Consider the following 12,109-nt stretch of genomic DNA (forward strand, 5'->3'; position numbering starts at 1 on the left):
GGGGGGGGGGGGGGGGGGGGGGGGGGGGGGGAAGGCCCGCCGCAGGCGCCCCGAACCGCACCCGCTTACCCAGCCGTCGACCCACCCGCACCCACCCCCACCGCCCCCCGCCCACCCCCCTCGTGCAACGCCGCACTCCCCACCGTCACCACAGCCCCGCCCAAAGCCCACGCCGAGAGCACAAGCAGCGCCCCCACCACCCCGTTCCCCCGGAAATAGGAGATCGACCGGGCGGCCCACGTGCCCGCTCCCGGCGGCAGCGCGGGCCCGATCGCCCGCCAGAACGGCGGCAGCAGCGGGTACGGGTAGGCGCCGCCCGCGCTGGGGTTGCCCAGTACCACCACGAGCGCGATGGCCAGTCCGATGCCGACGATGCCCGCGAGCCCCTGCAGGGCCAGCGTCGTCGCCCCGACCGCGAAGACCACGAGCGCGCCCAGCCCCCACAGCGGCAGCACTCCGCCGGGCAGTGCCCCGAGGACCGGGCCCGCGATGACGGTGCCGAGCAGTCCCGCGCCGATCGCGTACAGGGCGAGCGTGCCGAGCCGGATGACGGCCCGGCGCGGGTTGGCGGGCCGGGCCCCGGCGCTGATCGCGAGGATCGCCGCGCACAGATAGCCGCCCACGCACCAGCCGACGACCAGGTAGAACGAGGTCAGTCCGCGGGCGTCGCCGGCGGCGGCCGGGGCAAGGTCGGTGACGCGTACGGCGCGCTGCTCGGCGGCCTCGGCGCGGGTGACGACCGCTTCGGTGGCCTGCGCGAGCGAGGCCCCGGCGGCACCGGCCACGAGGAGGGTGTCGGTGGTGCCGCGCGGGTCGACGACGAGGGCCGCGTCCAGCTCGCGCTCCCGGATCCGGCGCACCGCGTCCGCCTGGTCGGTGACGGTCCGGGCGTCCAGCGGTCGGCCCGGCAGTGCGTTCAGCCGTGTGGCCAGTGAGCCGCTCATGCGGGCCGGGGCGACGACGCCGAGTGCGATGTCCTTCGGTTTGGGGGAGTGGAAGGCCCCCACGTAGGAGGCGATGAACGCGAGTTGCAGCAGCAGCGCGCCGATCACCAGCAGCGCGGCGCGGGCCGTCACCGCGTCCCGCAGTTCCCGGGCGAAGGAGGGGCGGTGGCGGGGTGCGTCGGTCATGCCCCGAGCCTGCGGTGCGGCGGCGGGCGGCGCAGGCGGGAGGGGCCGTTCGGGCGATGTTCGGTGATCGTTCGAGCGGACGGCCCCGCTATTCGTACGAGCGTTCGAAAGATGGTTTATGGTGGAGCACGAGATGGGCGTGCAAACCGACCATGGGGGTTCATAGCGGAGGAAAGCCGCTGATAGCGGCAGAAAACGCCGAGAAGGCGGACAGTGGAAGCAGGAGCAGGAGGTGCGATGGCCGGCTTCACGCACCTGCACACCGCGTCGGGTTTCTCGGTCCGCTACGGCGCCTCGCACCCGGAGCGCCTCGCCGAGCGCGCCGCCGAACGCGGCATGGACGCGCTCGCCCTCACCGACCGCGACAGCCTCGCCGGCGCCGTCCGCTTCGCGAAGGCGTGCGCGGCGGCCGGGGTGCGCCCGCTGTTCGGCGTGGACCTGGCCGTACGCCCGCAGGAACAGCCCGCACCGGGCCCGGCCCGCCGCCGCACCCCGGTACGGGGCGGCGCCTTCGTCGACGAGTCCACGCCCCGCGCGACCTTCCTGGCGAGGGAGGGCACGGCGGGCTGGGCGGCCCTGTGCGGGCTGGTGTCGGGGGCGCATGCCGGCTTCACGGACGGTGCGGGTGCCGGCTTCGCCGGGGGTGCGGGGCGTTCCGGGCGTACGGGCGTCGACTTCGGTGACACCGACGGGCGGCGCACCGGCCACCCGGGTTCCGGTTCTGCCGGTGATGCCGAGTACGGCCAGAGCGCAGGCACCGGCTTCGCCGGGGGCTCCGGGCGGTCCGGCCGCACGGGCATGGGGCCCGCCGACGGCTCCGGGCACCTCGCCGGCACGAGGGACGGCCTTGACGGCTCGGCGTACCCGGGCGGCCCCGGCCGCTACGGCGCCCCCGGGCACCCCGGTGCCGCCCCGGGCACCCCGTACCGTCCGTACACCCAGGGCCACACCGGCCACCCGGGCCACCCGGCGCACCCCCAACTCCCCTGGCACACCCTTGTCGCCGCCGACGAGGCGATCCGCACCCCCCTCACCGTCCTCCTCGGCCCCGACAGCGACATCGGCCGCGCGCTGGCCGCCGGCCGCCCCGACAAGGCCGCCCGCCTGCTCGCCCCGTGGCGCGAACTCTTCGGCGACGCCCTGCGGTTGGAACTCTGCTGGCACGGCCGCCCCGGCACCGGCCCCGGTTCGCTGCGCCTCGCCGCCCGTACCCTCGGCTTCGCCGCCGAGCAGGGCGTACGGGCCGTACTGAGCAACGCCGTCCGCTACGCCGACCCCGGCCTGGGCCCCGTCGCCGACGTCCTCGACTCCGCCCGCCGCCTCGTCCCCATCGACCCCCGCAGACCCGAACACCTCGACAGCGGCGAACGCTGGCTGAAGGACCCCGCCGCCATGGCCGCCGTCGCCGAACGCGTCACCGAGGCCGCCGGCGGCCGCCGTACGGAGACCCACCGGCTGCTCGCCGAGACCGAGGACACCGCCGCCGCGTGCGTCGTCGACCCCGAGGACCACATCGGCCTCGGCAGCGTCCACTTCCCCGAACCCCGCCTGGTGGGCGCCGGCCGCCGCACCGCCCAGCGCGTCCTGCGTTCACGCTGCACCGCCGCCATGGTGGCCCGCCACCACGACCGCGACCGCCGCTACCGCGACCGCCTGGAGGAGGAGCTGCGCACCATCGGCGAACGCGGCCTCGCCTCGTACTTCCTCACCGTCGCCCAGGTCGTCGACGACACCCGCGCCCTCGGTATCCGCGTCGCCGCGCGCGGCTCCGGCGCCGGCTCGCTCGTCAACCACCTGCTCGGCATCGCCCACGCCGACCCCGTCGCCAACGGCCTGCTGATGGAACGCTTCCTCTCCCGGCACCGGGCCGCCCTGCCCGACATCGACATCGACGTCGAGTCCGCGCGCCGCCTGGACGTCTACCGCGCGATCTTCGACCGCTTCGGCGCCGACCGCGTCGCGACCGTCGCCATGCCCGAGACCTACCGCGTCCGGCACGCCATCCGCGACGTCGGCGCCGCCCTCGCCATGGACCCCGCCGACATCGACCGCCTCGCCAAGGCGTTCCCGCACATCCGCGCCCGCGACGCGCGCGCCGCCCTCGCCGAACTCCCCGAACTGCGCGGCGTCGCCGCCGAGAACCACGGCCGGCTGTGGGAACTGGTCGAGGCCCTCGACGCCCTGCCCCGCGGCATGGCCATGCACCCGTGCGGAGTGCTCCTCTCCGACGCGACGCTGCGCGCCCGCACACCCGTAGTCCCCACGAGCAACGACGGTTTCCCCATGGCCCAGTTCGACAAGGACGACGTCGAGGACCTGGGCCTGCTCAAACTGGACGTGCTCGGCGTGCGCATGCAGTCCGCGATGGCGTACGCGGTCACCGAGATCGAGCGCGTCAGCGGCCGCCGCGTCGATATCGACGACCCCGCGCAGGTACGCCCCGGCGACCGCGCCACCTACGACCTCATCCGCTCCGCCGAGACCCTCGGCTGCTTCCAGATCGAGTCCCCCGGCCAGCGCGACCTCGTCGGCCGCCTCCAGCCGTCGACCTTCCACGACCTCGTCGTCGACATCTCCCTGTTCCGGCCCGGCCCGGTCGCCGCCGACATGGTCCGCCCCTTCATCGCCGCCCGCCACGGCCGCGCCCCCGCCCGCTACCCCCACCCCGACCTGGAGGACGTCCTGCGTGAGACGTACGGGGTCGTCGTCTTCCACGAGCAGATCATCGAGATCCTGCGCATCATGACCGGCTGCGACCGGCACGTCGCCGACGAGACGCGGCGCGTTCTGTCGGACCGGGAGACGCAGGGCCGCGTCAAGGAGTGGTTTACGCGGCGGGCCACCGAACGCGGCTACGCGCCCGACGTCGTCCGCCGCACCTGGGAGATCGTCGAGGCGTTCGGCAGCTACGGCTTCTGCAAGGCGCACGCCGTCGCCTTCGCCGTCCCTACCTACCAGTCCGCCTGGCTCAAGGCCCACTACCCGGCCGCCTTCTACGCGGGACTCCTCACCCACGACCCCGGCATGTACCCCAAGCGCCTGCTCCTCGCCGACGCGCGCCGGCGCGGCGTACCGATCCTGCCGCTGGACGTCAACCGCTCGGGCGTCCACTACCAGGTGGAACTCGACCCGCGCAGCCGTCACTTCGGTGTACGCCTGGCGTTGGAGGACGTCCGCGGCATCTCCGGCGCGGAGGCGGAGCGGATCGTGGACGGGCAGCCGTACGCCTCCCTGCCCGACCTGTGGCGGCGCGCCCGGCCGAGCCGCCCGGTCGCCGAACACCTCGCGGAGGTCGGCGCGTTGGACGCCTTCGGGGCGGGCCGGCGGGACCTGCTGCTGCGGATCGCCGAACTGCACGGGAAGGGTCATGGGAAGGGTCACGGGAGGGGGAGGGAGACGGCGAGCAGCCAGCCGACGCTGCTGGACGAGGTCTTCGACACGGCCCCCCTCGGCCTCCCCGACCCGACCGACGCCGAACGCCTCCGCGCCGAACTCGCCGTCCTCGGCATGGACACCTCGCGCCATCTGATGTCCGACCACCGGCAGTTCCTGGCCGAACTGGGCGCGATCCCCGCGAAGCGGCTGCGCGACGGCGGCATCCGGCACGGCGCGACCGTCCTCGTCGCGGGCGCCAAGGCCGCGATCCAGACACCGCCGATCCGCTCCGGCAAGCGCGTCATCTTCACGACGCTCGACGACGGCACGGGCCTGGTCGACTGCGCCTTCTTCGACGACTCGCACGCGGCGTGCGCGCACACGGTCTTCCACTCCTGGCTGCTGCTCGTACGGGGCACGGTTCAGCGGCGCGGCCCGCGCAGCCTGAGCGTGGTCGGCGCGGCGGCCTGGGACCTGGCGGAGCTGACGGAACTGCGGGCGCGCGGCGGGCTGGAGGCGGTGGCGAAGGTCCTGTCCCAGGAGCCGGGACCGGCTTTGGCGGGTGCGGCGGGTGCCGAGGGTGTGACGGATGCGGCGGGTCGGCGGATCCATCTGGAGACGGGTTACACCCTGCATCCCTGGTCGGACCTGCGCCCGGCGGGCGAGGGCGCGGCGACGGGGCGCAAGCTGTGGCACGCGAGCCCGGGGAGCGCGGGATGAGCGCTGTGCTGTGCGTACGAGCGGTAGGGGCCGTACGGGCCGTAGGGGCCGCCGGCTCCCCGGGCGGCCGGGAGCCGTGGCCGCTCCTGCTGGGCCTGCTGGGCGAGTTCACGCCGGTGGTGCAGGCGCTGCCGCCGGACACGGTCCTGGCGGACGTACGCGGCAGCACGCGCTACTTCCACCGCGACGCGGCAGGCATCGCCGAACTGGTCCGGGTCCGCGCACTGGCCTGGTACGGGCTGCGGTGCGCGATCGGGGTGGGGGAGAACCCCATGGTGGCGAGGATCGCGGCACGGGAGGCGGGGGAGGGCGAGGTACGGTCCGTACAGCCGTCGGAGACAACGGACTTCATGTCCGGGAAACCGGTGACGGAACTCCCCGGAATCGGCCCCAGGACAGCCCGCACGCTCGGCAGATACGGCCTGGACACGATCGGGAAACTGGCGGCCGTCCCGGAGTCCACCCTGCAACGGATCCTCGGCGCCCGGGAGGGGCGCGCCGCCCACGAACACGCCCGGGGCGTCGACCGTACGCCGGTGGCACCTGACGCGCCGACGCGCTCGGTGTGCGCGCAACACCGCTTCGTACGGTACGAACTGGACGCGGACGAACGGCGGCGGGCACTGCTGGGGCTGGCGGTGGAGGTGGGGCGCCGGTTGCGCGCGGAGCGGGAAGTGGCCCGTTCTCTGACACTGACCGTCCGCTACGCGGACCGTACGACGACGACCCGCACCCGCAGACTCCCCGAACCCACGGCCCACACCCCGGCCCTGGCGTCACTGGCGTACGAGCTGCATGACGCGCTGGGGCTGCAGCGGGCGAAGGTGGCGGCGGTGGCGCTGCGCGCGGAGGACGTGGTGGGGGAGGAGTACGCGGGCCGTCAACTCACCCTGGACGAGGGCGCGGAGCGGGCACGCCGGCTGGAACCGGTGATGGACCGGATCGCGGAGCGGTGGGGTCCGGGGACGGTGGGACCGGCGACACTCGGCAGGGCGCGCCCTGCGGACAAACCGCCGAAGGCAGCATGAGTCCGCATAAGCCCCTGTAAAATCCACCCTCTTGAAAGTGAACCGACCTCTGTCTCAAAAGAGCCGTGCGCGAGTCCTTGACCGAAGCATGTCGGCCACTCATGCTACTCGGACGTAAGTTGACGCGCTCTCAGAACACCCCCCTGTTCGGCGGTCGTCGTCCGGGACGGCGGCGACCGCTCCCATCTGCGAGGTGTGTCCATATGAAGCTGCCCTGGAGCCGCATCCGGGTGCTGCTGCCGACGGTGGTCCTGGCTCTCGTGGCCACCGTGCTCGGTGCGGCTCCGGCCACCGCGGCCCCCGCGCCGGCCGGCTACTCATCAGTTAGCAGTGGCTGGAACAACTATTCCTGCCGCCCGTCCGCCGCCCACCCCAGACCCGTCGTCCTCGTGCACGGCACGATGGGCAACGCGGTCGACAACTGGCTCGCTTTCGCCCCGTACTTGAAGAACCGCGGCTACTGCGTCTTCTCCCTCGACTACGGACAGCTGCCGGGGGTCCCGTTCTTCCACGGCCTGGGCCCGGTCGCCAAGTCCGCCGAACAGCTCTCCGCGTACGTCGACCGCGTCCTGGCCGCCACCGGCGCTCCGAAGGTCGACCTGGTCGGCCACTCCCAGGGCGGGCTGATGCCCCGCCACTACCTCAAGTACCTCGGCGGCGCGGCCAAGGTGAACGCCCTGGTCGGCATCGCCCCCGACAACCACGGCACGACACTCTCCGGTCTCACCCAGCTGATGGACGAGATTCCCGGCGCCCGCGACGTCGTCTCGAAGGCGGCCCCGGGCCTGACCGACCAGGCCGTCGGCTCCGACTTCCTGCGCCGCCTGAACGAGGGCGGGGAAACGGTCCCCGGCGTCACGTACACGGTCATCGCGACCAAGTACGACGAGGTCGTCACCCCCCACACGTCCGGCTACCTGAAGGGCCCGAACGTCCGCAACGTCCTCCTCCAGGACCTGTGCCCGCTCGACTTCTCGGAGCACCTGGCGGTGGCACTCGACCGCATCGTCTTCCACGAGGTGCTCAACGCGCTCGACCCGGGGCACGCGTCACCGACGACGTGCGTATCGGTAGTGGGCTGAAGCACTCCCGGAAGCGGACAAACCCCTTCCATACGCGGCGACTTGACGCCCCACTGGACGCCCCGCTCCGGAATGTCTCAAAGAAGATCGCGGCACTTCTTGACCGCGGAAATGATCACCCCGCATCCTACTCGCAAGTAAGTTGACGCTGCCTCAGCGCAATGGCGCAGGCGGCAGCGCAACCGTGGCCGGCGGCCGCTGCTCGGGACGGCAGCGGCCGCCCTCCTCTCTGCGAGGTATTCCTATGAGGCTGCCCTGGAGCCGTATCCGGGCCCTGTCCGCCGCTGCCGCACTGGCCCTGGCCGCCACCGTTCTGGGAGCGGCCCCCGCCACGGCGGCCCCGACGCCGACCGCTTCTTCTGCTTCGGCCGCTTCCTCCACCGTCACCAGCGGCTGGAACGACTACTCCTGCCGCCCGTCCGCCGCCCACCCCAGACCGGTGGTCCTCGTACACGGCACGATGGGCAACGCGACCGACAACTGGCTCCTCATAGCCCCCTACTTGAAGAACCGCGGCTACTGCGTCTTCTCCTTCGACTACGGCCAGGTCAAGGGCATCCCCGTGATGTACGGCCTCGCCCCGGCCGCAGAGGGAGTCGACAAGCTCAAGACCTTCGTCGACCGCGTCCTGACCGCCACCGGCACCGACAAGGTCGACCTGGTGGCCCACTCCCAGGGCAGCATGATCGCCCGCGGCTACATGAAGTTCGAGGGCGGCGCCCCCAAGGTGAACGCCCTCGTCGCCATCGCCCCCAACAACCAGGGCACAACGCTGGTCGGCCTGACGAAACTGATGGACGCGGTCCCCGGCGCCCGAGGCCTCATCACCATGACCCTCCCCGGCCTCACCGACCAGGCCATAGGCTCCGACTTCCTCAAGCGCCTGAACGAGGGCGGCGACACCCTCCCCGGCATCAAGTACACGATCATCACGACGAAGTACGACGAGATCGTCACCCCCCACAGCGGCAACTACCTCACCGGCCCCGGCGACATCCACAACGTCCAGCTCCAGGACCTGTGCCCGGTGGACGCCTCGATGCACATCACAGTGGCCTTCGACCGCCTCGCGGCCCACGAGATAGCAAACGCCCTGGACCCGGCGAACGCTTCGCGGACTACGTGCGCGTCGGTGGTCCTGGACTGACGCTGAGTTATAACGGAAGTGGCCCCGCTCCGGGGTGAGTTCCCCACGAATACCGTCACCGGCTGCGGTATGCGTGGGGACGCACCCCTGGGCGGGACCGTCCGCGCAGGGCTTCGATCTCGCCCTCTGGCCGTCACTCGGGGTCAGGGAGAATGAACCAGCAGATGTACACAAAGTCGAGAGGGTCCTCGTACGAGGCCATCTCGGCCGCTATCCGGCGCAGGATCCCTTCTCGCGGCAGATCCCACGGGATGCGCCCGCCGCTTCTGTCGCCGACGACGACCCCATGGTCGATCATGTCACCGATCAGTTCGAGAGCCGTATCCCGGGCGTCTGCCTCTGTTCGGCTCTTCTCTGCGACGATGCAGGCTTCATCCCAGACAGGTATGAAGTGCAGCATCGTCATCTCGGCGTAGTCCAGGAGATATTCCAGCTCCTCTTTGTAGGTATCGTCCTCGCGCATGCAGTTGTCCTCAGCTCTTTCGTTGCTGTACGAGGCCCGGGTCCCTGGAGTACACGCTGTAACCCGCATCATTTGTCTCCGGAGCGGCAGAGCCCCAAGTCGCGTCGGTAGATATCAAGGAGCTTGAAGAACTCCTCAACTGCCGTGGACCCGACAGGGGTTTCCCGCTCGATCTCGGTTGCCCAACCGAGCGGGCTGGAGCGGCCCAGCCGCTGCCAGAGCCACTTGCTGAACGGTCCCTCAGGCCAGAAGTCGAAACGCTCGTCGGTGGAATGCACACCGAGAGCGACCTGGTAGCCGATGAGGATGGACTCCAAGCGCTGAAGCGAGCCCTCCGGCAGCCACATGCCGGGACGGAGACGTACCTGGTTCAGGAAGTCGTACACGTCGGTGCAGTTCCCCCAAGGTTTGGGGCAGTCCTCGGGCGTCATGGTCCAGGAGCCTAGCCCAGGCGTGACCCCGGGCAGTTGGAGGACCCTCTGCAGGGTGCCGGCTGAGTGCACTGATCCGTGACGGTGCCACCTTGGCTACGGCTGTCTCATCCAATCCGGCGAGGATACTCCGTTGAAGTCGTTCCACGCCACGCAGTAGGCCCGGGACTCGGGGCCCACGTGATCCCATATGGACCGCAGATCGAAGCCCTTGTCCCACTCGTTGAGGAGAGCTTCAAAGAAGCCGGTAGCCACGGCAGTTCCGTCGTACTCGGACCCATGAGTCTGCACGCGTTCGAGGAGCCCGAGTACTTGGCGGCACTGGACCGGAGTGATTTCACCAGCCCGCTCGGCAAACACCGTCCCAAGACTTCCGAGCCGTACCGTGAGAGGGGGTACGTCGTCTTCGTCAGGGACATGGCTGCTGCCGTCCGAGTCGACACAGGGTGCCCCACGCCACCATGTGACTTCAGCACGATCTGCGGCTGCCAAAACCTCGCTGACTTGCATGAGTTCATCCCACCAGACAGGGGTGGACATCAAGAACTTCCTCGCATGTGTCGTTGAAGCACTGCCTCGGCCGATTGAGTCATCAGGAGTCCCAAGGGAGGCGTACGGCTTCGATCTGGGTATCGGTGAGCAGCGCCTCGACCAGGCTCGTGGGCCCGCAGACCTTGGTGCCCCAGAGATCCCAGTTGGTACAGGTCACCCAGGAGCGGTCTTCCGGCCAGAGGTTCGAGGCGGTCGACCCAAATTCCGGGTGGTCGTACAGCTTCCAGGCGTCGCCCAGTCGGCCTGTCAGGACGGTGTGATTGTCGAGATCCACCTCCCTGGTGAGGAGGGGGTTGTAGTAGGCGAAGCAGCGCGTATCCGGGCCGGCCGGGCTGTGCTCCACGAGCAGCTCGATCAGCCGGTTCCACGTCGGTCGGTCGAGAGCCCCTTCGGTGGGCGGCTCGATACCGACAGGCCAACTCCCGTCCAGCAGACGGCCATCAGGGGCGCTCCGGAACGAGGGAAGGTAATCCTCCTTCACAACCGGATCACCGGTGCGCTCCGCCAACTCGGCCCAACGAAGCCGTCGGTAGCCGGGCCCGGGATGCTCGGCGTGTCCTACGCTGCCGCCTGTGAGCACCCCCTGTCCCCGCAGGAAGGTCAGGTCATGACCGTCGACAATGACCGGACCTCGCTCTCCGTGCGCCTCTTCCTCGATCTGGTGCAGCTCATGATGCGAGAGCCCGCCAGGGCCGAGCTCGTGCTCGTACATGGCATTGAGCACCCAGGCGGCATCGGGGATACCAGGAGCGAGGAAACCGGTGACGCCGTAGGCGTCATCCGTCAGGTCAGCCAGCCACTTGGTTTCGTTCGGGAGGGCGGGGTCCCACAAGGCAGATATCTCAGGCACGTACTGCATCCTGCCATCGAGTAGGCGGGGCCGAGGCTCCTGCGTTCTACCAGCGACTCAATCGAGGGGTGAGTCAGGGCTCGCAGAGAATCAACATGCTGGCTTGATCTTGCTTTGGGTGGGATTGGGGGCCAGGAACGTCGCGATGTCGGCGAGTGTGCGAAATCGGGCTGTGGAGGCATTGATGTGACGGCCGTGGGCTTCCAGGAGGGGCGGGCTTCCTGGTTCGCGCGGCTTATGGTCATGGCAGTGACGCCGAGGAGTCGGCCGATGAGATCCGACTCATCAGCAGTCGACGCTGCCGCTCATCCAGGTGCGGGAACAACGCCTCGAACTTCTCCGCGAGTTGACCGCGAGTCGCTTCCGATATGCCCATGCCACACCAACGAGCCCTAGGACGGAAGGCAATACGTTGATTTTCTACGATCCCTGATAGGCAGGTAGGGCGGCTCGCGCCTGCAGCTCGGCGTGCCCCGTGAGTTGCACGACGGTGCACCGGCTCGTCACCCGTGGGCGGCAAGAGTGCGAATCTACAGCATCCTCGTGAGCGAGAGGAGGCAGCTCTCCGGTTGTAACGGCCGGAGAGCTGCCTCGATTATATAGAGACGGCCCCAGGAGTCACTGATAAATCTCGACTACGTATAGACGGTCTCACTAGAACGGCAGGATTTACCCCGAAACCCGTGGTGAATGTTACACCCCTGCCTGTGGGCGGGTTTCCAGTCGAAATTATTCACTTCGTTCTCGATTTGTCCGTCAGGTGCACGGCAACATGAGGCTGGGGACTTCTTTCACGGTAGGTTCTATCTGCCTGTGTTTGGCGCTGGCCTGATTCAGGGGCGTGGACGTGCGAAGGGGGCGAGCAGTTCCGACAGCTCACCTAGGTCGCTCACACTCTGCCGAAGAAATTTGATTGCTTCCGCCAGGTCTACGTCGCCAGAAAACTTCTCTTGAATGGTGCTGGAACCGACCGAGAATCCACCCGCTTCTTTATCCAGTCGCGCTTGAATCGAAGTGCGGGCAGAACACGTGGCTAGAGAAACTCGGATACTCGCCGTAACGTCGATTTCGTTGACTGCAGAGAAATTGGGTCCAATCGAGATTGCGAATCGATGCAGTGACTCTACTTCCATTGCTCCGTCATGGCGATTGATGAAATAATGATGACTTAGATCGACCTCGTCTCCCAGGTGTACATCCGTGAGGGCTTCGTAGGAAAAGGATCGAAGTTCCTCGTGGCAACCTTGGAAGACAGTAAGGAAGGTATAAAGATCTTGCTGTGACACGGCCTCTCCAGCATTTCGTATTGAGGGGAGGCTGGCGACTGCCAG

At 69.4% G+C, this 12,109-nt stretch carries 10 protein-coding genes and 1 pseudogene; 4 read left to right on the plus strand and 7 right to left on the minus strand.

Features of this window, described 5'->3' with window-relative positions:
• Window positions 1–65: 65 nt before the first annotated feature.
• Entirely contained in the window at window positions 66–1,130 is a 1,065-nt protein-coding gene (locus ACFP1Z_RS00005; RefSeq protein ID WP_390313533.1) for a YhgE/Pip domain-containing protein, read from the minus strand.
• Window positions 1,131–1,367: 237 nt separating this feature from the next.
• Between ACFP1Z_RS00005 and ACFP1Z_RS00010 the strand changes: the two genes are divergently transcribed.
• The 4 genes from ACFP1Z_RS00010 to ACFP1Z_RS00025 all read left to right on the plus strand — a co-directional run bounded on the left by ACFP1Z_RS00010 (window position 1,368) and on the right by ACFP1Z_RS00025 (window position 8,482).
• Window positions 1,368–5,225: a DNA polymerase III subunit alpha gene (locus ACFP1Z_RS00010; RefSeq protein ID WP_390313534.1), complete on the plus strand. Its 3,858-nt coding sequence runs from the start codon at window positions 1,368–1,370 to the stop codon at window positions 5,223–5,225.
• The gene (locus ACFP1Z_RS00015; protein WP_390313535.1) at window positions 5,222–6,253 is read left to right on the plus strand and encodes a DNA polymerase Y family protein; all 1,032 of its coding nucleotides are present in this window, start codon (window positions 5,222–5,224) and stop codon (window positions 6,251–6,253) included. The genes ACFP1Z_RS00010 and ACFP1Z_RS00015 overlap by 4 nt, the downstream gene beginning before the upstream one ends.
• Window positions 6,254–6,456: 203 nt before the next feature.
• The gene (locus ACFP1Z_RS00020) at window positions 6,457–7,335 is read left to right on the plus strand and encodes an esterase/lipase family protein (protein ID WP_390313536.1); all 879 of its coding nucleotides are present in this window, start codon (window positions 6,457–6,459) and stop codon (window positions 7,333–7,335) included.
• Window positions 7,336–7,579: 244 nt separating this feature from the next.
• Window positions 7,580–8,482 (plus strand): esterase/lipase family protein, encoded by a 903-nt coding sequence (locus ACFP1Z_RS00025; RefSeq protein ID WP_390313537.1) that lies wholly within the window; start codon window positions 7,580–7,582, stop codon window positions 8,480–8,482.
• 133 nt (window positions 8,483–8,615) lie between these two features.
• On the opposite strand, the gene ACFP1Z_RS00030 is transcribed toward ACFP1Z_RS00025, so the two are convergent.
• The 6 genes and pseudogenes from ACFP1Z_RS00030 to ACFP1Z_RS00050 form a co-directional block, all read right to left on the minus strand.
• A complete protein-coding gene (locus ACFP1Z_RS00030; protein ID WP_390313538.1) occupies window positions 8,616–8,945 on the minus strand; it encodes a hypothetical protein in 330 nt (109 codons plus the stop codon).
• A 68-nt stretch (window positions 8,946–9,013) separates the two neighbouring features.
• Window positions 9,014–9,376, minus strand: coding sequence for a hypothetical protein (locus ACFP1Z_RS00035; RefSeq protein ID WP_390313539.1), 363 nt, complete (start codon window positions 9,374–9,376; stop codon window positions 9,014–9,016).
• Window positions 9,377–9,472: 96 nt separating this feature from the next.
• Window positions 9,473–9,916 carry a hypothetical protein gene (locus ACFP1Z_RS00040; RefSeq protein ID WP_390313540.1) on the minus strand — a complete coding sequence of 148 codons (444 nt, stop codon included), beginning with the start codon at window positions 9,914–9,916 and terminating at the stop codon, window positions 9,473–9,475.
• 52 nt (window positions 9,917–9,968) lie between these two features.
• On the minus strand, window positions 9,969–10,778 hold the full coding sequence (locus tag ACFP1Z_RS00045) for a hypothetical protein (RefSeq protein ID WP_390313541.1): 810 nt from the start codon (window positions 10,776–10,778) through the stop codon (window positions 9,969–9,971).
• Window positions 10,779–10,868: 90 nt separating this feature from the next.
• A pseudogene (locus tag ACFP1Z_RS33730) lies at window positions 10,869–11,056 on the minus strand (ISAzo13 family transposase); the annotation flags it as partial.
• A gap of 555 nt (window positions 11,057–11,611) precedes the next feature.
• The gene (locus ACFP1Z_RS00050; protein ID WP_390313542.1) at window positions 11,612–12,064 is read right to left on the minus strand and encodes a hypothetical protein; all 453 of its coding nucleotides are present in this window, start codon (window positions 12,062–12,064) and stop codon (window positions 11,612–11,614) included.
• Window positions 12,065–12,109 lie beyond the last annotated feature (45 nt).

Origin of the sequence: Streptomyces gamaensis (genome assembly GCF_042656465.1) — a bacterium.
GTDB lineage: Bacteria > Actinomycetota > Actinomycetes > Streptomycetales > Streptomycetaceae > Streptomyces > Streptomyces gamaensis.

Bases quoted from the DNA above. Each gene is read 5' to 3' on its own strand.
- ACFP1Z_RS00005 (WP_390313533.1), bottom strand. From the start codon at position 1,130: ATGACCGACGCACCCCGCCACCGCCCCTCCTTCGCCCGGGAACTGCGG.
- ACFP1Z_RS00010 (WP_390313534.1), top strand. From the start codon at position 1,368: ATGGCCGGCTTCACGCACCTGCACACCGCGTCGGGTTTCTCGGTCCGC.
- ACFP1Z_RS00015 (WP_390313535.1), top strand. From the start codon at position 5,222: ATGAGCGCTGTGCTGTGCGTACGAGCGGTAGGGGCCGTACGGGCCGTA.
- ACFP1Z_RS00020 (WP_390313536.1), top strand. From the start codon at position 6,457: ATGAAGCTGCCCTGGAGCCGCATCCGGGTGCTGCTGCCGACGGTGGTC.
- ACFP1Z_RS00025 (WP_390313537.1), top strand. From the start codon at position 7,580: ATGAGGCTGCCCTGGAGCCGTATCCGGGCCCTGTCCGCCGCTGCCGCA.
- ACFP1Z_RS00030 (WP_390313538.1), bottom strand. From the start codon at position 8,945: ATGCGCGAGGACGATACCTACAAAGAGGAGCTGGAATATCTCCTGGAC.
- ACFP1Z_RS00035 (WP_390313539.1), bottom strand. From the start codon at position 9,376: ATGACGCCCGAGGACTGCCCCAAACCTTGGGGGAACTGCACCGACGTG.
- ACFP1Z_RS00040 (WP_390313540.1), bottom strand. From the start codon at position 9,916: ATGTCCACCCCTGTCTGGTGGGATGAACTCATGCAAGTCAGCGAGGTT.